Raw genomic sequence first — 19625 nt, 5'->3', positions numbered from 1 at the left:
GGACGACAGGGCGGGGACGGGCGCTCCGCTGGGGGACGTGGGCCGGCTGACATGAGTCGGCCCACAAGGCTCCGCTCCACGCAGCCGTCTGGATCCATGAACTCACCTGGTTCATGTACAAAGCTGGTCATGGGCGCCTGGTCATGGATCCGCCTGGGCATGGACCCGTTTGGTCATGCACCCGTTTGGTCATGCACCCGCCTGGTTATGCACCGCCTGGTTCGGTACCCCACCTGGTCCCGTGACCAGCCTGGTCCATGCACGCGCTGGTCCATGCACGCGTCCACCTGGTTCCGTACACGCGCGTGGTTCCGCACACCGGGCTGGTCCGCGCGCGCATCTGGTTCGTGCACCCGCCTGGTTCCGTACATCCAGCTGGTTGCGCCCATCTGCTCGGTTCCGTGCCACCTGGTTGGCCGCACCTGCTCGGTTCCGTGCCACCTGGTTGGCCGCACCTGCTCGGTTCCGTATTACTGGTTGGGCGTGTGCCGGGTCAGGATCTGTGGTGGGCGGTGGGCGGTGGGCGGTGGGTGGGAGTGGTTAGGGGTGGGATAGGTGGTGGTGGGCTCGGGTGGCTAAGGACTGGACTGTGGGGTCGGTGTCTGGGGGGAGGGTGGTTAGGGGGAACCACTTGAGGGCGTGGGACTCGTTGCTTACTACGAATTCGGTTGTTGTTGCGGTTACCAGGAACTGGACGTCCAGGTGGTAGGCGCCGGCGCAGCCGCCTGCTTCTAGTTGGTGGCGGGAGAGTTGGAGGGGGGTGGGGGTGATGGTCAGGGCTGCGAGACCGGACTCCTCGGTTGCTTCGCGTAGGGCCGCGGCGGTGAGGGTGGGGTCGGCCGGCTCGCAGTGGCCGCCTAGTTGGAGCCATCGGCCTACTGTTTTGTGCAGCGTCAGCAGGGTGTTCTGGCCTGAGGCGTCGACGACCAGGGCGCTGGCGGTCACGTGCTCGGGGCGGCAGGTTCGCCACATTCCGTCCGGATGCGCGGACAGGTGTTGCAGGTAGTGCGCGCGCAGCTCCTCCTGCTCTGCGTCGGGCGCACTCCAAGCCTTCAAGACCTCAACAGCGTCCGCATGAAGCATTCCGCAAGTTTCCACACCGCCGCCCGAGGAAGCTCGGGCGGGGTGCGGTCCGCCTACTTGGTCGGGTTGTCGCCGTCGTCCTCGGCGGGCGGCTCGGGGGTCTCCGCGTCGAGGAAGTCGCTGATGTCGATGTCGGAGAGTTCGCCTGCGTGCTGGGCGAAGCCGATCGGGTCGTCCAGGTCGCCGGTGCTCGGCATCAGGTCCGGGTGGGACCAGAGGTTGTCACGGCCTTCGACACCGCGGGCGTCGCGGACGGCGGCCCACAGGTTCGCGGCGTCGCGGAGACGGCGCGGGCGGAGCTGCAGCCCGACGAGGGTCGCGAACGTCTGCTCGGCCGGTCCGCCGGCGGCGCGGCGGCGGCGTACCGTCTCGGCGAGCTGGACCGCGGCGGGCATCCGCTCCTTGGTGGCCTCCCGTACGACGTCGTCGACCCAGCCTTCGACCAGTGCGAGCGTGGTCTCGAGCCGGACGAGGGCTGCCTTCTGCTGCTCCGAGTCCTCGGGCTCGAACAGACCGCCGGCGAGCGCCTCCTGCATGGCCTCCGGGTTCTGCGGGTCGATGTCGGCCATCGCGCGCTCGATCTTGCCCGTGTCGACCTCGATCCCGGCCGCGTAGTCCGCGACCGCGGCCAGCAGGTGCTGACGCAGCCACGGCACCCCGGCGTACAGCCGCTGGTGAGCGACTTCCCGCAACGCGAGGTACAGCCGGACGTCCTCGTCGGTCAGCCCGAGGCCCTCGGCGAACTTGGCGATGTTGTCCGGCAGCAGGATCGCCTGACCGGTCGGGCCCAGCGGCAGCCCGATGTCGGACGAGCTGACGACCTCGCCGGCGAGCTCACCGAGCCCCTGGCCGACCTGCGCTCCGAAGACGGAACCGCCCAGCTGCCGCAGCATCCCGGCCATCGGACCGGCGAACTGCTGCGCTTCGGCAGGCAGCGCGTTGCCCATCGCACCCGCGACGTGCTCCGCGACCGGGTCGACGATCGTCTGCCAGACCGGAAGCGTGTTCTCGACCCATTCCGCGCGGCTCCAGGCCGCGGAGGTCGCGGACACCTCGGGCAGCGTGGTGGCGTCGTCGAGCCAGTGCTCGGCGAGCCGGACCGCGTCGGCGACCCGATCGCCGTCGGCGGACGTCATCGACCGGTCACCGGCGGTGGAGACGGTCTTGCGGGCGATGTCCTTGGCCAGGTCCCAGTTCACCGGCTTGCCGTCGGTGGAGCCGCTCAGCAGCTGCTGGACCTGGGCGAAGATCGCGTTCAGGTCCGGGGTGCCGCCCGCGCCGGCCGCACCCGAGAACTGCTGGAACATGGCCTCGAACGGCGTGCCCTTGAACGGGTTGTCCGGTTCGTCGCTCATCGGAGGGCCTTCCTGTGCGGGTGGGGCGTACAACTCCAACGTACTGGTTCCGTCGGCCAGTTCCCCGCCCGGTGAACGCATCGCCGCCTGTGTTCGCCGCAGGCAGAGCCGGGAACCCGGCGGGGCGGGCGGATGGCGGGTAGGTGAGGAAGGCAACAGTCTCTCCCGGTGCACGCCGCAGCACGCACCGCAGCCCCCGGATGCGCCGGAACCGGGAGGGGGTGTCCGGGAAACGGCGGGCGGGAGGGAGAATTGCGGCGTGGGGATGGAATGGTGTGGTGTGAGCGTGGGGACCCGGCGGGAATGAGGAACCGATGAGCGACGCGATCAGACTGCTGGACATCCGCGACAGCGCGCTGTCCAGCGACGAGGTGCTGGCGGCCGTCGCGGATCCGACGGCGGGCGGAACTGCGCTTTTCATCGGCACCGTGCGCAATCACGACCAGGACAAGCCGGTCGACCGCCTGAGCTACGAGGCCCATCCGGACGCGCTGGAGCACCTGCGGAAGGTCGCTCAGCGTGTTTGCGACGACCCGTCGGTGACCGCGCTGGCCGCCGTCCACCGCACCGGGGACCTGGTGATCGGGGACGCCGCGGTGATCGTGGCGGTGGCCGCAGCGCACCGGGATGTGGCGTTCGCCGCCTGCCGGCAGCTCATCGACGATCTCAAGGCCGAGGTCCCGATTTGGAAACACCAGCGCTTCAGCGACGGTGGCAGCGAGTGGGTCGGCGCTCACTGACCCGTACGCTGGGCGCATGAAGGTGGCCGGATGAAGGTTTTGGCGTGGCTGGCGTTTCCGCTGACCGCCACGCTGCTGGCGATGTGCTGGGCCGCCTGGCGCGGCTGGCGCAGCCGTGAGCCGCGCCGGGCCGGCGGTGCCTTCGCCTCGGTCGAGGACTTCCGTCGCTTCAACGCCGCGCTCGCCGCGCCGGGCCCGCGGGCCACCCCGGAACGTCGGCGCGGCCTCGGTCGTCGTATCCATCAGCCGGTCTCTTCCGAGGTCCCTGGCTCCGGCTCCAAGATCGCAGGGCAGGGTTCGTGACACGTCGTACCGCCACATTGGTCGCCTCGATCGTCGTGCTTGTCGTCTCGCTGGGACTGGTCACCGCCTTCCCGGTGCCGTTCGTCTCGTTCAGCCCCGGTCCGGTCAAGGACACGCTGGGGGCGTCGAAGAACAAGCCGGTCATCGAGATCTCTGGTCACGAGACGTTCCCGACGACGGGGCAGCTCGATCTGACGACGGTGTCCGTGACCTCTCCGGACCGTCAGTTGACCCTGCCGCAGGCGATGCGGAACTGGCTCGACCCGCACCACGACCTGTTCCCGCGCGACATCATCTATCCGCCGGACCAGAGCGCCGACGAGGTCGAGCAGCAGAACACCGCGGAGATGACCGGCTCCCAGGACAGCGCGGTCGCGGCCGCACTGCAGGCGGCGAACGTTCCGTTCCACACGAAGGTGTCGACGGTCGCGGACAAGTCCCCGGCAGAGGGCAAGCTCAAGCCGGGCGACATCGTGCTGGCCGTCGACGGGCAGCCGGTGACGCAGGTCCCGCAGGTCGGTGAGTTCGTCCGCAAGCACAAGGTGGGCGAGGACGTCGTGTTCCTGATCCGCCGCGGCACCGCCGAGCAGACCGTCGCGCTGAAGACCGCCGCGACGCCGGGCGAAGAGACCCGGCCGATGGTCGGGATCACGATCGGTGTCGACTCGCAGGTCAAGGTGACGGTCAACCTCGGGCAGGACATCGGTGGTCCGAGCGCGGGCACCGCGTTCGCACTGGCCATCTACGACAAGCTGACCCCTGGTGCGCTGCTGAACGGCAAGCACGTCGCAGGCACCGGGACGATCGACGCGCTCGGCCAGGTCGGCGCGATCGGCGGTATCCAGCAGAAGATCGCCGGCGCCCGGAACGACGGCGCGACGGTGTTCCTGGTCCCGGCGCCGAACTGCGCGGCCGCGCTGCACGCGGGCGTCAAGGACATCCAGCTGGTGAAGATCAGCACGCTGACCGACGCGATCAGTGCCCTGAAGGCGATCGCCGACGGCAAGGGAGAGGTCCCGTCGTGCAGCCAATGAGTCATGTGTTCGAACCGGTGAGCCGAGGGGAAGATCTGCCGGCATGGATTCCGTAGGCATGCTGCCGTCCGACGCGCTCAGCCGCGCGGTGATCGAGATCGAGAAGCACGTGAGCAGCTCGGGCTGGGACCAGCCCGCGCAGTTGTTCGCGCTGGTCCCGACCGCGGACCTGCTCCGCGCGGAGCCGCAGCTCGCCGCGGAACTCGGCGCCGAGGACGCGTCCCAGCCGCTGACGCCGGTCGCGCAGGGGGAGCTCCCCGGCGGCGTGGAGGACGAGCATCTCGCCGATACCCTCGGCCGGATCGAGTGGCCGGACGGCGTCGCCGGCTGCGCGCTGGCGATCGAGCGGATCGTGCTGCCGGCGGCGGCCGAGTCGGGGCTGTCCAGCGTCGAGTCCGATGCCGAACTGGCCCGGCTGGCCGGTAGCGATCCGCGCCGGCACGAGGTCCGGATGGTCGCCGCGGTGCTGCGTGAGGGCGACCGGTTCGGCGCCGTCCGGCTGCGCGCACACGACGAGGACAGCGCGGTGCTGACCGGCGTCGACTTGGTCCCCACGCTGTGCGAAGTACTGTCTTTGACATTCGAACCTTCGGTCGGCAGCCGGTCGGGCGAGGGTCCTGGGGTCGACGGCATGAGCGACAACGAGGAGAAACCATGAGCGACGGCGTCTATGACATGCCGGAGGAGCCCGCCGCCCGGAGACCACGGCGCAGTGGCGGGAGACCCCGTGCCCTGCTGCCGACGATCGCCACGCTGATCGTCCTGCTGATCCTCTTCAGCGTCTTCACCGACGTCTGGACCCAGCGGCTCTGGTACCGGTCGGTGGACCTCGGCTCGGTCTTCAGCACCGTGCTCGGCACCCGGGTGCTGCTGTTCGTGATCGTCGGGGTGCTGATGGCAGCGGCCGTCGTCGCGAACATCATCGTCGCGTTCCGCACCCGGCCGCGGGTGGCGCTCGCGCCGTCGCCGAGCCCGGGCTTCGAGCGGTACGGCGATCTGCTGCAGCAGCACGGGAAGATCGCGGTCGGTGTGATCGCGACCCTGATGCTGATCTTCGGCGGCTCGGCAGCGTCGGGGGAGTGGAAGGTCTTCCTCGCCTGGCGGAACCGGACACCCTTCGGCGTCACCGACAAGCACTTCAACAAGGACATCGCGTTCTTCGTCTTCGACTACCCGTGGCTGCGCGTGCTGCTCGGCTTCGGCTACTCGATCGTCCTGCTGTCGCTGGTCGCCGCGATCATCACCCACTACCTCTACGGCGGCTTCCGCCCGTCCGCCAAGGGCCAGAAGGCGTCGGGTGCGGCGCAGGTGCAGTTCTCCGTGCTGCTCGGGCTGCTCGTCCTGCTGAAGGCCTTCAGCTACTGGCTGGACCGGTACGGTCTGACGACCTCTGATGCCAAGCTCTTCACCGGTGTTTCCTACACCGGCGACAACGCCATCCTGCCCAGCAAAGAGATCCTGGCCGTCATCGCGGTTCTCTGCGCGGGTCTCTTCTTCGCCAATGTGGTCCGGCGGACCTGGCTGCTTCCCGGGGTCGGCACGGTAGTGCTGATCCTGTCGGCGATCCTGCTCGGTGCGCTCTGGCCGGCCGCTCTCCAGCAGTTGCGGGTGCGACCGAGCGAGCCGGTGAAGGAAGCGCCGTACATCACGAAGAACATCGAGGCCACGCGTCAGGCCTACGGGCTCGAGGGCGCCGATGTCACCGAGTACAGGGCGCAGACGACGGCCAAGCCGGAGGAACTGACCGCGGATGCCGAGGTCCTGCCGGGGATCCGGCTGATCGACCCGACCGTGATCGGCCCGACCTTCGAGCAGCTCCAGCAGGTCCGTGGCTTCTACTCGTTCCCGACCGATCTGGATGTCGACCGGTACAAGGTCAAGGGCAAGGTCAACGACACCGTCATCGCGGTCCGTGAGGTCCAGGTCGACCGGCTGCCGGCCGGCCAGCGCAACTGGAACAACGACCACACCGTCTACACGCACGGTTACGGCGTCGTCGCCGCGAACGGGAACCAGTCCCAGGGCGGCATCCCGGTGTGGACCGAGAAGGACCTGCCGCCGACCGGCGACCTCGGCAAGTACGAGCCGCGGATCTACTTCGGCGAGCAGTCCCCGGACTACTCGATCGTCGGCGCCCCGGAAGGCGGCCAGGCGGTCGAGCTCGACACGCCGGAGGGCAAGTCCGGCGGCGACCCGACGCTGAACACCTACGAGGGCAAGGGCGGCGTCCCGATCGGTTCGTTCGCCAACCGGTTGCTCTACGCCACGAAGTTCCGGGACGCGAACATCCTGCTGTCCAGCCGGGTGAACACCGAGTCGAAGATCCTCTACGACCGCAGCCCGCGCGAGCGGGTCGAGAAGGCGGCGCCGTGGCTGACGCCGGACGGTGACCCGTACCCGGCGATCGTCGACGGCCAGGTGGTCTGGATCGTCGACGGCTACACCACCTCGGACAACTACCCGTACTCCCAGAAGGTCGACCTGGACGTCAGCACCCGGGACACCACCACGGGCCGCGGGACGATCGCGCAGCAGCCGAGCGAGAAGATCAACTACATCCGCAACTCGGTCAAGGCGGTCGTCAACGCCTACGACGGCTCGGTCGAGCTCTATGCCTGGGACGACAGCGACCCGGTGCTGAAGACCTGGATGAAGGCGTTCCCCGGCACGGTCAAGCCGCGCTCGGACATCTCGCCCGACCTGATGTCGCACCTGCGCTACCCGGAGGACATGTTCAAGGTGCAGCGCGACCTGCTCGCGAAGTACCACGTCGAGGACGCCGGCACCTGGTACCAGAACAGCGACCTGTGGCGCGTGCCGGACGACCCGACCGCGGTCTCGTCCGGTGACTCGGCGACGCATATCAGCCAGCCTCCCTTCTATCTGTCGTTGCGGATGCCCGGTCAGACCGAGCCGAAGTTCTCGCTGACGTCGGTGTACGTGCCGAACGGTGAACGGGAGAACCTGACGGCGTTCATGGCCGTCGATGCCGAAGCCACCTCACCGGACTACGGCAAGTTCAGGATCTTGCGATTGCCGGGCAACCTGCAGATACCTGGTCCGGGGCAGGTCTACAACAAGTTCCAGACCGACGAAGGCATCAGACAGGCGTTGCTGCCGATCAACCAGCCGAACAGCGGGGCAAGAGCGCAGTACGGCAACTTGCTGACGCTGCCGCTCGGCGGTGGTCTGCTCTACGTGCAGCCGGTCTACTCGGTGCGGACCAGCGGAGCGGGCACCTACCCCGTCCTCCGGTACGTCCTGGTGTCGTTCGGTGACGGCGTCGCCTACGGCGGGACGCTGCAAGAAGCCCTCAACAAGGTCTTCAAGACCAACGTCGACACCGGCGAGCTGCCACCAGGAACCAAGACGCCACCTGAGCAGCAGCCGAACCAGACGGTCAAACAGGCCATCGCCGACGCGCAGGCTGCCTGGACACGCGCGCAGGCTGCCCTGACGAAGGGCGACCTCGCCGGCTACCAGACCAACCTGAACCAGATGAAGGCAGCGCTCGACAGAGCTGCCACCGCCGCGGCGGGAACGCCCACGGCGACGCCGTCGGCCACGCCGTCCGGCAGTCCGTCGAGTCCACCCGCATCGACGCCGACGAGTCCACCGACGTCGCCGACAGGCTGACGCACAGGGCTTCCAGGGGCGGCGACACCGACAGCAGTCGGCGTCGCCGCCCCTTCGCCTGTCCAGGTTGGTTGCCTACGGCATCACGTCGCCGGCTCCGGGTGGAACCCGGCCGCGGTGTCGACCAGGTCCTCGTCGGTGAAACGCTCGTGATCGATCGTCACCTCGGCCGCGACACCGGGCTCGACGAAGTAGAACACCTCGTCGCCGGCGAGCAGACCGTCGTACCCACCGACCTTGACCGGGACGAGCTGCCAGTCGCCCGGCTCCTTCTCCTCGTACTCGACCAGGAAGTCCTTCACGGCTTCGAGGTCGGTGAGCCGCTCGCCGCGCAGCGTCTTCACGGTCAGGTCGACCTTGAACGCGCCCTCCGCATCCGGCCCGGTCTCCCAGACCCGGCTGTGGAACGACACGTCCTCCCACTCGTACTCGAAGTCGCTCGGGGTGCCGAGGCCGTCGGGGAGGTTCTCGATCACGAAGCCGTCCAAGGTGCCAGCCCTTTGCTCGATCGATGGATGAATCGCTGCGGACGACGACGGTGTGAACCCGGTTGCTGAGGCAGGGACCGTCGTCGAGAGCCCGAGCGCGGCCAGGACGGCCGCGGTCCCGGTCACGATACGACGGGCGGACGGCACGGCTCGGGAACGAAGCGATGAACGCGACATGGCTGCCTCCTGGAAACGGCGGCGCCTCGCCTGCTGCGAGGCGTCCTTCGTGACCAAGAAGGTGCAGTGATCGTCGCTCGCCCGGACCGGCGAATCCGGATCTGTGGACAAACCCGGCGTCAGTACCCGCTCAGTACCCGATCAGTCGGTGCAATCGGTGGAACGTCTGCCGGAACCCGAGCCGCGGCCATGTCCGCGACGACAACAGGTTCGTCACCCGCCAGTCCGTCACGACCGACGTGTACCCGGTCTCCGCCGACCACTGCAGCACGGCCTCGCCCAGCACGCGTCCGGCGCCGAGGCCGCGCGCCGCGGGCAGCACAGCCGCGAACCCGAGGAAGCCGGCGTTGTCAGGCTTCGCCAGACCGTTGTGCGAGCTCGACTTGTCCAGCGAGCATCCGACCGACGAGCCGACGACCTCACCGTTGTACGAGGCAACGAAGGTCGCGTAGTCCTGGTCGTCGATCGAGTCCTCCCAATCCGCCACCGCCTCCTCCAGGGACGGCATCTCCCCGGACGAGAACACCGGCGACAAGCCTTGATGACGGGGGAGTGCGAGATCGAGCTCCGCGAGCACCGGAATGTCGGCGCGCACGGCCCGTCGTACGGCGAGATCGCGCGGCGATGCGAGGGGAGACTCGGGGACCGGGCGGACGGCGTGCGCATGCTGCGAACCGAACGCCAGGCGGAACCAGGCGTCGAGCAGTTCGCCGTCGTCGGGCACCAGGACGTAATGCGCGATGCGGCCGTCGTCGACCCACTTGGCAGCGGCGGCGCCGTACAGGTCGCGAATGTGTTCCGGCTCACGGACGGCGTGACCGGCGGCCTCGACCCAGATGTTCGGACCCCAGACACGCGAAGGCTTCGGCGCAGCCAGCAGATAGCCGGTGAGTTCGCCGTGCTCGACCATGACGGCACCGGACGCGCCCTCGGTCTCCCACGCCGCCGTCACTTCGACGAGCGCGAGCCGTTCGTCCTCGTAGTCGGCGGGAAGCAACGGGTGACGCTTGCGGTGCTCCTGATGCCGCTCGGCGAGCAGGCCTGCCGCCGCCGGCAGATCAGCCTCCTCGAACGGGCGGATGACGTGTTGGGACATACTCGGACGGTACGCCGGGACGTGCTCGGCAGACACGGGTTTTCGCCGGTCCGGAGCCGCGCCGGGACTCGATTTGGATGCTCGGCCCAGATCCTCTAAGCTAAAGACACAACGACGCGGGGTGGAGCAGCTCGGTAGCTCGCTGGGCTCATAACCCAGAGGTCGCAGGTTCAAATCCTGCCCCCGCTACGGAAGAAGGCCCGGACCATCAGGTCCGGGCCTTCGTTTGCTCCCTGCAAGGATGGTGGCCATGGTGAGCTTCCACGCGCGGTATGTGTCCGGTGATCCCGATGAGGTGTGGCGCGATCTGCGCGGGCTTGGTGTGAAGGTCTTCGACGACCCGTACCGCGAGGACGCCGAGGCGGTCGCGCGCGAGTTCGGCGACCGGGCTCGCAGGAACGTCGAGACGTTGGTCGAGCGGCTGCAGGCGCAAGGCTTCCGCGCGGAGGTGAACGACGACGAGGGGGCGCCGTGTCCCGCGCACGTTCCGCCGTCGCCGGGCGCGCCCGCGTTGGCCGACTGGCTGGAGGCGACGTTCACGCCGTTCCCGATGACGGTCAGCGCGTGGATCCGGCAGGTGGGCGATGTGTGGCTCGTCGGGCAATTGCCGGGATGGCCGGCCAGCGTGCTCGCGGATCCGCTGGTGGTGCAGTTCGAGTGGGCCGAGCGGGGCGGCTCGCGCTCCTACTACGAGGCGGAGCACGCCGAGTACCTCACCGACACCGTGCGCCGGGACGCCGGTATCGCGTTCCAGCTCGACTACGCGCCCGATGAGCTGCACAAGGCGAACATCAGCGGTGACGCGCCCTACGGCATCGACCTGCCCGGCCCCGGAATCGACGGGAAGGTGGGGCCCGAGATCTGGTTCGTCGACGATCTCAACACGGCGTTCGCGGCCGGCGGTTTTCCCGGTGCGCTGTGGGACGAGGGTTACCAGGAGCCACCCGCGGGCTTGCGCGAGTCACTCGCCGCGGGGCTGCTGCGGCTCTGAGGGTGCAGCTTCTAAGGAAGCTCTAAAGGTCGCTGAAAGTGGGGTTGAGGGCGGGGCGGTTGTGTGTCGTCCACGGCGCCGGAGCTCGTCCGGCGCGTTCGGTGGATGCGAGGGATCACGATGATGAAACGTGCACAACTGGTCGTGGCGACGGTGGCGGTCGCTGCGCTGGTCACGACTGGGTCGGCCTCGGCGGCGGTGTCCGGGGCGGATTCGAAACCGGGCGCCGCGAAGAGCGGGGCCGCGGTCAAGCTGGAGGCCAAGCCCGGCAAGGACGCCAAGCCCGGCAAGGACGCCGATCTCCGCAAGGTCGCGGCGCAGCTCGGGGTGACGGTCCATCGGCTCGAGGCGGCACTCGCGGCGGCCAAGATGTCGCTGGCAGGCCCGAGCAAAGTGACGCCGCAGGCGTTCGTCGCGGCGGTCGCGGCGAACCTGAAGCTGCCGGTCGCCCAGGTCAAGGCTGCCGTCGAACCGTTGTTCCTGAAGCCCGGTCGCCCTCGTCCCGGCGACAAGCACGACAGCAAGGGCAAGCAGGGCAGCAACGGCAAGCAGGGCAGCAAGGACAACAAGGACGACCCGTTCGCGAGTGACGCCGCGGCGGCGCGGTTGGCGGCCGCGCTCGGGGTCAGCCGGGCCAAGGCCAAATCCGCCCTGGCCGCCCTGGTATCGGCTCCCGGCGGGATCGTCCCGACGTCCAAGGCGTTCCGCGACGTCGCCGCCTCGCTCGGGGTCGGCGCCGAGCGGTTGAAGACCGCGTTGGGGGACCTGAAGCAGTCGCCGGCCGACGGCTGACGGTCGCGCACCTCATCAAAACTTCATGATTGACGGCGAGGATGGACGACCATGCGGATACTTGTCGTGGACGACGACCCGGCTGTACGGCGGTCCTTGGAGCACGCGCTGGGCCGCGACGGGGTACGACGTGGCGTCGGCCGCGGACGGGACCTCCGCCCTCGCCGAGCACGGGGTGTTCCGCCCGGACGCGGTGGTGCTCGACGTCCTCATGCCCGAACCGAACGGGCTCGAGGTCTGCCGGACGCTGCGTTCGGGCGGGTACGACACGCCGATCCTGATGCTCACCGCCCGGGACCTGGTGACCGACCGGGTCGCCGGGCTCGACGCAGGGGCTGACGACTACCTGGCCAAGCCCTTCGCGCTGGAGGAGCTGAGGGCTCGGCTTCGAGCACTGCTGCGGCGAAGCGGTGCCAGGGCCGAGGTGCTGCACTTCGATGACATCGTCCTGGACTTGAGCGGTCGCCAGGTCGTACGGGCAGGCCGCCGCCTGGAGCTGACCAAGACCGAGTTGTCGCTGCTCGAGCTGTTCCTGCGTAATCCTCGCCGGGTGCTGAGCCGGACCCAGATCTTCGAGTCCGTCTGGGGCTACGACTTCGGTCCGGAGTCCAACGCGCTGTGGGTCTACATCAGCTACCTGCGGAGCAAGCTCGAAGCGGACGGCGGCAGCAGGCTGATCCAGACGGTCCGCGGTCTGGGGTACGTCCTGCGCGAGGAGCCATGAACCTGCGTACCCGGCTCGCGATCGCCGGAGGAGCCACAGTCGTCGGCGCTCTGGTGCTCGTCTCGGTGGTCCTGTATCCGGCCGTGGAACACAGTCTGCGCGGCCAGATCGACAGCTCCTTGGTGACGGCGGCAGGCCAGGCTCCGGACGTGGCGAAAGCCATCAAGGAGAAGTTCCGGGGGACGTCGGACGAAGGGGCGTTCCCGGCTGTTCCGCTGGGGATCGGGAGCACCCAGCTGCAAATCGTGCCGGGTCCTGTCGAGGCCGGGCCGTCGACGCGTTTCGTCGACCTCACAGACCACGACGTCGCTGTCGCGAACGGGACCGCCCCTGCCTATTTCCGTAACGCGGCCTACGACAACATCGCCTACCGCGTCTACACCGCCCAGTTCCCAGGAGCCTCCGGCTCGCTCGTGCGTACGGCGATCCCACAGTCCGATCCGGCACCGACGCTGCACCGACTCGCCTGGCTGCTCGCCGCGTCGACGGTGGGCGCCGGACTCCTGGCAGCGCTTGCCTCACGGCTGACGGCTCGCCGCGTGCTCCGGCCCGTCCGTCGGCTCACGGAGACCGTCGAACTGATTCGCACGACCGGCGACCTGGCAATCCCGATCCCCGCCGACGGGCAGGACGAGATCGGGCGGCTCGGTTCCGCGTTCGCCGGGATGACCGCTGCCCTGGACGAGTCCGTCGGCGCCCAGCGCCGTCTGGTGGCCGACGCTTCGCACGAGCTGCGCACACCGCTGACGAGTCTGACCGTGAACCTCGAACTGCTGGCCGAAGATCTCTCCGACAAGCAGGCCCCACAACTCGCCGCCGAAGCGCTCGACCAGGCAAGCGAACTCAAGACGCTCATCAACGACCTCGTCGACCTGGCCCGCTACGGCCAGCCTGCGTTCCACACCGAAGACGTTCGCCTGGACCTCGTCGCCGAGCGCGTCGCGGCCCGCGCGACACGGCGGGCGGCGCAGGTCCGCTTCGAGCTGACCTGCGTGCCCACCCTCGTCCACGGAGACCCCGACGCCCTGGAGCGCGCCGTGGCGAACCTGGTCGACAACGCCGTGAAATGGAGCCCGTCCGGTGGCCAGGTCCGGATCAGCGTCAACGAGGGCACTCTCGACGTCGCGGACGCCGGCCCGGGGATCCCCGACAGCGACGTCGAATTCGTCTTCGACCGCTTCTACCGGTCGCCCGCTGCCCGCGCGCATCCCGGATCCGGGCTCGGCCTGGCCATCGTCCGGCAGGTCGCCGAGGCTCATGGCGGGACGGCTGAGGTCGTGCCGCGCCGAACCGGCGCGCTGCTCCGCCTGAAACTGCCGGTGGCTACCGAACCCGCCGAGCCCTGCAGGCAGATTTCACGAGCACCCACTGCAGCAAACGCGTCATCGGTTGGTAAGGAGTAGGACGTTCAAGGCAGATCTACCCTATGGTCAGGGGAGGTTGTCGTGAGACAGGCATGGGAGGTTCTGACCGCGGGGCCCGAGGATGCGGACCACTCGGTCCTGCTGCTGCCTGGGGGAGCCAACGCCGCCCGCTCGTTCGACCTGGTGATGGCTGACCAGGCGCTGTCCGGGGTTCGCCTGGTGGCCACGACGCTGCCGGGCATGGCGGGGGCCCCGCTGACCGACGACGTGTCCGTGCCGGCACTGGCCCGTACGGCGGGAAACCTGGCCGCGGAACATCGGTGCGACGTGCTGGTCGGCTTCTCTCATGGCGCAACCGTCGCGCTGGAGATGCTGCTGTCCGGCCACTTCCACGGCCCGGTCGTCCTGCTGGGCATCAGCTTGACGACTGAGGACGAGGCCGGGTTCTTCCGGGCCGTCGTCCGGGCGTCGCAGAGGGTGGGGAGCTGGCCCATGGCCGTGCTGCTCCGGCTCCTGCCGCTGGCGGCCAGGTCAGGCAAGATCCCTGAACCGCACAGACGGGAGCTCATCGAGGATCTCAAGCAGAACCGGGCCGGAGACGCCGTCCGGGTGAGCGGCGCGTACCTCGACTACATCGCCGCCGACCGGGACTACGCCGACCGCTTGGCCGCGTCGGGCAGTGCAGTGTGGGTCGTCCACGCGGTGAAGGGCGACGGCGGGCTCACCGACTCCGAGCGCGCCACACTCGATGCGGCACCCAACGTGACTTTGGTGACCGTCCCGGGCGCGGTGTTCCTGCTGCCGGACGAGGCGCCGGAGCAGACCGCGGCGGCGATCGCCGCGGCCGTTTCGAAGGTGACCTGACCGGATCAGTTGACGGCGAGTTCGCCGAGCTCCGACCAGTCGTTCTGGGCGAGCTTGAAGTTGACGATGCGCGGGGTCTCCACCAGGTGCGGCGGGAGGTGCTGCTGGGCGGCCTTGAAGTGGTCCGAGGTGACGTGGTGGCTGGCGGCCTCGTCGTCGGCGAAGGCTTCGACCAGGACGTACTCGTTCGCGTCGTCGACGGAGCGGGACCAGTCGAACCACAGGCAGCCGGGCTCCGCGCGGGTCGCGGTCGTGAAGTCGGCGGTGATCGACGGCCAGTCGGAGGCGTACTCGGGCTTCACGCGGAACTTCGCGGTGATGAAGATCATGAGGACCAACTTATCGGCCGCGGCCGGCGATGACGGTCGCAATCTGAGATCAGCGGAGCGTGAATCCTGTGCCCAGTGGGTCGCGCGGGTCCAGGCTGAATGTCGCCGCACCGGTCCGGTAGGCGGCCCCGGCCACCTCGGTGACGACCCCGTCCGGCGTCTGCGCGACGACGCGGCCGAGGAACGTCGTGCCGACGATCGAGTCGTGGCGCAGCGTCTGCCCCGGCCCGAGGCGACCTTCGTCGTGCAGAAGGGCCAGGCGTGCCGACGTACCGGAGCCGCAGGGGGAGCGGTCTGCCTCGCCGTCGGCGAAGACGGCCAGGTTGCGCTGGTGCGGGCCGTCCTCGAGGTCGCCGAGATCGTCGTACAGGATCGTGCCGTACAGCCCGTTGAGGCGCGGGTCGGTCGGGTGCACGGCGACCGGGTCGAGCGCCCACTTGATCTCGCGGCCGATCGCGATCAGGTCGGCGTACGACGAGGGCGTCACCGACAGGCCGACCGACGAGGCCGGGACCGAGGCGTAGAACGCGCCGCCGTAGCTGATGTCCGCCAGCACGTCTCCGCGTGCCGTCGACACCGGAACGCCTCGGCTCAGCACGTACGACGGAACGTTGCGGAAGGCAACACTTCCCGCGTCGTCCACGCGCGCGGTCACTCGCCCGGACGGCACGTCGATCGTGACCTGTCCAGGTCGGACCAGACCGGTTTCGACGGCCCAGGTGGCCAGCGCGATCGTCCCGTGCCCGCACGCGGTCGAGTAGCCGTCCTTGTGCCAGAACACCACGCCGAAGTCGGCGCCGTCGTCGTCACCCGGTACGACGAACCCGCCGTACATGTCGGCGTGACCGCGCGGCTCGTTCACCAGCAACTGCCGTACGGCGTCGATCTCCGCGGACCGCTGCGCCGTGACCCGGCGATCCGCCACGGAGGTGCCCGGGATCTCGACGGAGGTCACGATCCGGAACGGCTCCCCGGCCGTGTGATAGTCCACAACGCTGACGTCGTCCACGACGAACACCCTAGACAGGCGAAAGCCGCTGCCCGCCCCGGCATGGGGCTGACAGCGGCTCGAGCGGCCTGGACAGGTTGGGTCAGGCGGCTTGCGGTACGCGGTTCCGGGCGGCCCAGACAGCCCGGCGCAGTTTGGCCTTGTCGGGGTAGCCGGCTTCACAGCCGATCACGTACACGTCGTGGCTGCGCATGTTGACCATGCCGGCCACGAACCAGACCGGGCTCCCCTCGGCCAGCATGGTGACGATCATGGTCCGGACGTCGGTGGTGGTGTTCATTCTGACCCTCTCCTTTGGTCGCTCTTACTGATACGTCGAACCAAAGGGGCCGGATTCGACACCCGCTCGCACAAGAAAACGAAGCGCCCCGATCGATGATCGGGGCGCTTGTCCGTGTGGGTCCCGGGGGGAGTGGGACCACCACACGTTGGGGGGGATCTCGAAGGTAACCCCACCAAGGGGTCACGCCCGGGCGTTCCGTGCCGGTTCCGTCGCCGAACGGCAGCAGACCTGCGATCAGCGGTTGGTACGCCGCCGATACAGCGAAGTGGCCAGCACGACGGAGAACAGGAGCAGACCACAACACCATGCCAGCGCGATGCGGCCGTCGTTCTCCATCGGTGTCCCGATCAGCAGGCTGCGGACGGTTTCGATCACCGGCGTGATCGGCTGGTGCTCGCTCACCGGCCGCAACCACGACGGCATCGACTCCGGCCGGACGAACGCGCTGCTCAGGTACGGCAGGAACAGCATGAAGAAGCTGAGCGTGCTCGCCGACTCCACCGACTTGGCGATCACACCGAGTGCCGCCGCCAGCCAGGACAGCGCGAGGACGTACAGCAACAGCAGGCCGATCGCGGCCAGCCAGTCCAGGACGCCGCCGACCGGGCGGAAGCCCATGGCGAGCGAGGCGAGGATGACGATCGCGGTCGACGTCGCGTTGCGCGCGACGCTCGCGACCACATGCCCAGTCAGCACGGCGAAGCTGTGGATGGGCAGCGAGCGCAGCCGGTCGATCATCCCGTTGTGCATGTCGTCGGCGACCACCATCGCCGTCGACGCGGCGCCGTACCCGGTGGTGAGCAGCAGGATCCCCGGCACGACGTAGTTCACGTACTCGGTGCCGGTGTTGATCGCGCCGCCGAACACGTAGACGAACAGCGCCATCATCAGCAACGGCAGCAGCAGCGACACGAACAACGTGTCGACGTTGCGCCGCGCCAGTCGCACACTGCGGTCGATCATGGTCACCGCGTCCGAACAGGCGGCGACGACTCCTTGGTGTGACATCAGCAAACCCCTCAGGCGGTCAGTGCGAGGAACACGTCGTCGAGCGTGGGCCGATGGGACGACACCCGCTGCGGCTCCAGCCCGTTGTCGCGCAGGACGTCGAGCACGTGGTGCAGATGCGCCGCGGTGCCGTCGGACGGGACGTTCAGTACGAGCTCGTCGACCACACCGTCCAGTACGCCGGCCGCCTTCAGCAGTTGCACCTCGTCGGCGAAGCGCAACTCGATCCGCTCGCCGCCGATCTGGGTCTTCAGCGCGTCCGCCGTACCGCTGGCGACGATCCGTCCGCGATCGAGCAGCACGATCCGGTCGGCGAGCCGGTCCGCTTCCTCCAGGTACTGCGTGGTGAGCAGGATCGTCGTACCCTCGCGGACCAGCTCGACGATCGCGTCCCACATCGCCGACCGGCTGGCCGGATCGAGCCCGGTCGTCGGCTCGTCCAGGAAGATCACCCGCGGCCGGGCGATCAGGCTCATCGCCAGGTCGAGCTTGCGTCGCATACCGCCCGAGTACGTCTTCACGCGCCGGCCCATCGCGTCGGTCAACCCGAACTGGTCCAGCAGCTCCGCCGTTCGTCGCTGCGAGGTACGCCGGCCGAGGTGCATCAGCCGGCCGACCATCACCAGGTTCTCCCGGCCGGTCTGGTTCTCGTCGACCGCGGCGTACTGCCCGGTCAGGCTGATCACGCCGCGGACCCGGGCCGGCTCGCGCAGGACGTCGTACCCCGCGATCGTCGCCGTGCCGGAATCCGGGCGGGTCAGCGTGGTCAGGATCCGCACGGTGGTGGTCTTGCCGGCGCCGTTCGGGCCGAGCAGGGCGAGCACCGACCCCTCCGCGACGCTCAGGTCCACCCCGGTCAGGACGTCGGTCGCGCCGTACGACTTCCGCAGGCCGGTCGCCTCGACGATCATGGTCCGCTCCTTACTGCGTATTAGGTACGCTAAATAGCGTAGCAGGTACGCAGTACGGCCTGGCAAGCCCTAAACTGACCCGGTGGACAACGACGAGCTGCCGGCCGACGTCGCCCTGATGTGGCGGCTGCGGGAGACGCCGCGGCGCGGGCCGAAGCCTTCGCTGACCCTCGACGACATCGTCACGGCCGCGATCGCGCTCGCCGACGCCGAGGGGCTGGCGGCGGTCTCGATGGCGCGGGTCGCGGAGCGGCTCGGCAACTCGACGATGGCGCTGTACCGGCACGTGAAGAGCAAGGACGACCTGCTCGTGATGATGTCCGACGCCGCGCTCGAGCGTCCGGAACCGATGCCCGACGGCGTCGACTGGCGGACCGGGCTGACGTTCTGGGCGGACGGCGTGCTGACCGCGATCCGGCGGCACCCCTGGTACGCCCAGGTGCCGATCTCGGGACCACCGGCGGGTCCGAACAACCTGGCCTGGTTCGATTCCGCGCTCGGTGTGCTCCAGGACACCGGCCTGCCCGAGGAGGCGAAGGTCGGCGTGGTGATGGGCCTCATCACCTACGTGCAGGGCGAGATCCGGATGGCGTTCGACCTCGCGGCCGGCTACGCGGAGAACCCGGACGCCTTCCAGCGGTTCGGTTCGACACTGCGGCGGGTCGCGGACCCGCGGGTGTACCCGGCGGTGGCGCGCACGGTCGAGGCCGGGGTGTTCGACGAGGTCGGGAGCTTCGAGGAGGACAACGAAGCCGACTTCGACTTCGGGCTGCAGCTCTACCTGGACGGCGTGGCCGCGTTCATCGACCGGGTCGGATGATCGCGTCGGCCGCCGGTGCGGTCGCCGCGATCAGCTGGGCGTTGCGCTCGTCCGAGCCGTACGTCCGCTCGTGCGCTTCCTCGGGTGATCGGCCGAACGCCCGGTGCCTGGCCTCGAGCCGCGCGTGGCGGAGCTCCTCAGGCACCTCGACGTACCAGCACTCGTCGAGCAGCCGGCGTACGGTCGACCAGGGCGGCTCGTCGAGCAGCAGGTAATTGCCCTCGGTGAGGACCAGCGTGACCTCGGGTGCCACGCCGATGCTCGCGGCGATCGAGTCCTCGATGCCGCGGTCGAAGCGTGGCGCCCAGATCTGCTCGTCCGGTGACTCCTTGAGCCGCCGCAGCAGGGCGACGAAACCGAGACCGTCGAACGTGTGCGGCGCACCTTTCACGTCCGCGATGCCGAGATTCTCGAGCACCGACTGGGCGAGGTGGTAGCCGTCCATCGGCACGAGCGCGACCTGGTGACCGTCGGCGGTCAGCTTCGCGGCGACCTGCTCGGCGTACGTCGACTTCCCGGCCGCCGGCGCCCCCGTGATCCCCAGGACCTGCCGCCGCCCGCGCGTCGCCAGCTCGACGGCACGGTCATAGGCGGCGGCTGAGTCCAGGGTCATCTGCA

20 protein-coding genes, 1 tRNA gene and 1 pseudogene are annotated in these 19625 nt (G+C 69.0%); 12 read left to right on the top strand and 10 right to left on the bottom strand.

Going from position 1 to position 19625, the window contains the following annotated elements; translation table 11 throughout:
• Positions 1-540: 540 nt before the first annotated feature.
• Positions 541-972 carry an NUDIX domain-containing protein gene (locus tag ABZW60_RS13420; protein ID WP_355477602.1) on the bottom strand — a complete coding sequence of 144 codons (432 nt, stop codon included), beginning with the start codon at positions 970-972 and terminating at the stop codon, positions 541-543.
• 164 nt (positions 973-1136) lie between these two features.
• On the bottom strand, positions 1137-2438 hold the full coding sequence (locus ABZW60_RS13415) for a zinc-dependent metalloprotease (RefSeq protein WP_355476443.1): 1302 nt from the start codon (positions 2436-2438) through the stop codon (positions 1137-1139).
• A 314-nt stretch (positions 2439-2752) separates the two neighbouring features.
• Between ABZW60_RS13415 and ABZW60_RS13410 the strand changes: the two genes are divergently transcribed.
• From ABZW60_RS13410 to ABZW60_RS13390, 5 genes are read left to right on the top strand one after another with little or no spacing between them, the layout of a single operon-like run.
• Positions 2753-3178, top strand: a complete 426-nt coding sequence (locus ABZW60_RS13410) for a molybdenum cofactor biosynthesis protein MoaE (RefSeq protein ID WP_355476441.1) — start codon at positions 2753-2755, stop codon at positions 3176-3178.
• Positions 3179-3208: 30 nt separating this feature from the next.
• A complete protein-coding gene (locus ABZW60_RS13405; protein WP_355476440.1) occupies positions 3209-3481 on the top strand; it encodes a hypothetical protein in 273 nt (90 codons plus the stop codon).
• Positions 3478-4515: a PDZ domain-containing protein gene (locus tag ABZW60_RS13400; protein ID WP_355476438.1), complete on the top strand. Its 1038-nt coding sequence runs from the start codon at positions 3478-3480 to the stop codon at positions 4513-4515. The genes ABZW60_RS13405 and ABZW60_RS13400 overlap by 4 nt, the downstream gene beginning before the upstream one ends.
• A 43-nt stretch (positions 4516-4558) precedes the next feature.
• Positions 4559-5173: a PPA1309 family protein gene (locus ABZW60_RS13395; protein ID WP_355476437.1), complete on the top strand. Its 615-nt coding sequence runs from the start codon at positions 4559-4561 to the stop codon at positions 5171-5173.
• Entirely contained in the window at positions 5170-8151 is a 2982-nt protein-coding gene (locus tag ABZW60_RS13390; RefSeq protein ID WP_355476435.1) for a UPF0182 family protein, read from the top strand. Before ABZW60_RS13395 ends, ABZW60_RS13390 begins: the two co-directional genes overlap by 4 nt.
• Before the next feature lie 83 nt (positions 8152-8234).
• Here the strand turns inward: ABZW60_RS13390 and ABZW60_RS13385 are convergent, their stop codons facing one another.
• Positions 8235-8627 carry a hypothetical protein gene (locus ABZW60_RS13385; protein WP_355476433.1) on the bottom strand — a complete coding sequence of 131 codons (393 nt, stop codon included), beginning with the start codon at positions 8625-8627 and terminating at the stop codon, positions 8235-8237.
• A gap of 319 nt (positions 8628-8946) precedes the next feature.
• A complete protein-coding gene (locus ABZW60_RS13380) occupies positions 8947-9912 on the bottom strand; it encodes a GNAT family N-acetyltransferase (RefSeq protein ID WP_355476432.1) in 966 nt (321 codons plus the stop codon).
• Between the two features lie 115 nt (positions 9913-10027).
• On the opposite strand from ABZW60_RS13380, the gene ABZW60_RS13375 reads away from it, so the two are divergent.
• From ABZW60_RS13375 to ABZW60_RS13350, 6 genes and pseudogenes are all read left to right on the top strand, one after another.
• Positions 10028-10101, top strand: a tRNA-Met gene (locus ABZW60_RS13375).
• A 61-nt stretch (positions 10102-10162) separates the two neighbouring features.
• Positions 10163-10903, top strand: coding sequence for a hypothetical protein (locus ABZW60_RS13370; RefSeq protein WP_355476430.1), 741 nt, complete (start codon positions 10163-10165; stop codon positions 10901-10903).
• A gap of 120 nt (positions 10904-11023) precedes the next feature.
• Positions 11024-11695 (top strand): hypothetical protein, encoded by a 672-nt coding sequence (locus ABZW60_RS13365; protein WP_355476429.1) that lies wholly within the window; start codon positions 11024-11026, stop codon positions 11693-11695.
• Between the two features lie 51 nt (positions 11696-11746).
• A pseudogene (locus ABZW60_RS13360) lies at positions 11747-12419 on the top strand (response regulator transcription factor).
• Positions 12416-13822, top strand: a complete 1407-nt coding sequence (locus ABZW60_RS13355; protein WP_355476427.1) for a HAMP domain-containing sensor histidine kinase — start codon at positions 12416-12418, stop codon at positions 13820-13822. Before ABZW60_RS13360 ends, ABZW60_RS13355 begins: the two are co-directional and overlap by 4 nt.
• Positions 13823-13864: 42 nt before the next feature.
• Positions 13865-14647 (top strand): alpha/beta fold hydrolase, encoded by a 783-nt coding sequence (locus tag ABZW60_RS13350; RefSeq protein ID WP_355476426.1) that lies wholly within the window; start codon positions 13865-13867, stop codon positions 14645-14647.
• A gap of 5 nt (positions 14648-14652) precedes the next feature.
• Here the strand turns inward: ABZW60_RS13350 and ABZW60_RS13345 are convergent, their stop codons facing one another.
• The 5 genes from ABZW60_RS13345 to ABZW60_RS13325 all read right to left on the bottom strand — a co-directional run bounded on the left by ABZW60_RS13345 (position 14653) and on the right by ABZW60_RS13325 (position 18187).
• A complete protein-coding gene (locus ABZW60_RS13345) occupies positions 14653-14976 on the bottom strand; it encodes a putative quinol monooxygenase (RefSeq protein ID WP_355476424.1) in 324 nt (107 codons plus the stop codon).
• Positions 14977-15025: 49 nt separating this feature from the next.
• The gene (locus tag ABZW60_RS13340) at positions 15026-15985 is read right to left on the bottom strand and encodes a proline racemase family protein (RefSeq protein ID WP_355476422.1); all 960 of its coding nucleotides are present in this window, start codon (positions 15983-15985) and stop codon (positions 15026-15028) included.
• Positions 15986-16067: 82 nt separating this feature from the next.
• Positions 16068-16265, bottom strand: coding sequence for a hypothetical protein (locus tag ABZW60_RS13335; protein ID WP_355476420.1), 198 nt, complete (start codon positions 16263-16265; stop codon positions 16068-16070).
• A gap of 237 nt (positions 16266-16502) precedes the next feature.
• Positions 16503-17276 (bottom strand): ABC transporter permease, encoded by a 774-nt coding sequence (locus ABZW60_RS13330; RefSeq protein ID WP_355476419.1) that lies wholly within the window; start codon positions 17274-17276, stop codon positions 16503-16505.
• An 11-nt stretch (positions 17277-17287) separates the two neighbouring features.
• Entirely contained in the window at positions 17288-18187 is a 900-nt protein-coding gene (locus ABZW60_RS13325) for an ATP-binding cassette domain-containing protein (RefSeq protein WP_355476417.1), read from the bottom strand.
• Between the two features lie 82 nt (positions 18188-18269).
• On the opposite strand from ABZW60_RS13325, the gene ABZW60_RS13320 reads away from it, so the two are divergent.
• Positions 18270-19007, top strand: a complete 738-nt coding sequence (locus ABZW60_RS13320; protein WP_355476415.1) for a TetR/AcrR family transcriptional regulator — start codon at positions 18270-18272, stop codon at positions 19005-19007.
• Here ABZW60_RS13320 and ABZW60_RS13315 read toward each other — a convergent pair.
• Entirely contained in the window at positions 18988-19620 is a 633-nt protein-coding gene (locus ABZW60_RS13315) for a nucleoside/nucleotide kinase family protein (protein ID WP_355477600.1), read from the bottom strand. The two genes, ABZW60_RS13320 and ABZW60_RS13315, sit on opposite strands and share 20 nt — an antisense overlap.
• Positions 19621-19625 lie beyond the last annotated feature (5 nt).

The sequence above is a fragment of the Kribbella sp. NPDC003557 genome (genome assembly GCF_040610805.1).
GTDB lineage: Bacteria > Actinomycetota > Actinomycetes > Propionibacteriales > Kribbellaceae > Kribbella.
This window is presented reverse-complemented; position numbering and strand designations above follow the sequence as displayed.

Excerpts from the sequence above, each read along its gene's own strand:
- ABZW60_RS13405 (WP_355476440.1), top strand. The coding sequence starts at position 3,209 with ATGAAGGTTTTGGCGTGGCTGGCGTTTCCGCTGACCGCCACGCTGCTG.
- ABZW60_RS13330 (WP_355476419.1), bottom strand. The coding sequence starts at position 17,276 with ATGTCACACCAAGGAGTCGTCGCCGCCTGTTCGGACGCGGTGACCATG.
- ABZW60_RS13370 (WP_355476430.1), top strand. The coding sequence starts at position 10,163 with ATGGTGAGCTTCCACGCGCGGTATGTGTCCGGTGATCCCGATGAGGTG.
- ABZW60_RS13415 (WP_355476443.1), bottom strand. The coding sequence starts at position 2,438 with ATGAGCGACGAACCGGACAACCCGTTCAAGGGCACGCCGTTCGAGGCC.
- ABZW60_RS13420 (WP_355477602.1), bottom strand. The coding sequence starts at position 972 with ATGTGGCGAACCTGCCGCCCCGAGCACGTGACCGCCAGCGCCCTGGTC.
- ABZW60_RS13315 (WP_355477600.1), bottom strand. The coding sequence starts at position 19,620 with ATGACCCTGGACTCAGCCGCCGCCTATGACCGTGCCGTCGAGCTGGCG.
- ABZW60_RS13335 (WP_355476420.1), bottom strand. The coding sequence starts at position 16,265 with ATGAACACCACCACCGACGTCCGGACCATGATCGTCACCATGCTGGCC.
- ABZW60_RS13410 (WP_355476441.1), top strand. The coding sequence starts at position 2,753 with ATGAGCGACGCGATCAGACTGCTGGACATCCGCGACAGCGCGCTGTCC.
- ABZW60_RS13395 (WP_355476437.1), top strand. The coding sequence starts at position 4,559 with ATGGATTCCGTAGGCATGCTGCCGTCCGACGCGCTCAGCCGCGCGGTG.
- ABZW60_RS13325 (WP_355476417.1), bottom strand. The coding sequence starts at position 18,187 with ATGATCGTCGAGGCGACCGGCCTGCGGAAGTCGTACGGCGCGACCGAC.
- ABZW60_RS13380 (WP_355476432.1), bottom strand. The coding sequence starts at position 9,912 with ATGTCCCAACACGTCATCCGCCCGTTCGAGGAGGCTGATCTGCCGGCG.
- ABZW60_RS13365 (WP_355476429.1), top strand. The coding sequence starts at position 11,024 with ATGATGAAACGTGCACAACTGGTCGTGGCGACGGTGGCGGTCGCTGCG.
- ABZW60_RS13355 (WP_355476427.1), top strand. The coding sequence starts at position 12,416 with ATGAACCTGCGTACCCGGCTCGCGATCGCCGGAGGAGCCACAGTCGTC.
- ABZW60_RS13390 (WP_355476435.1), top strand. The coding sequence starts at position 5,170 with ATGAGCGACGGCGTCTATGACATGCCGGAGGAGCCCGCCGCCCGGAGA.
- ABZW60_RS13345 (WP_355476424.1), bottom strand. The coding sequence starts at position 14,976 with ATGATCTTCATCACCGCGAAGTTCCGCGTGAAGCCCGAGTACGCCTCC.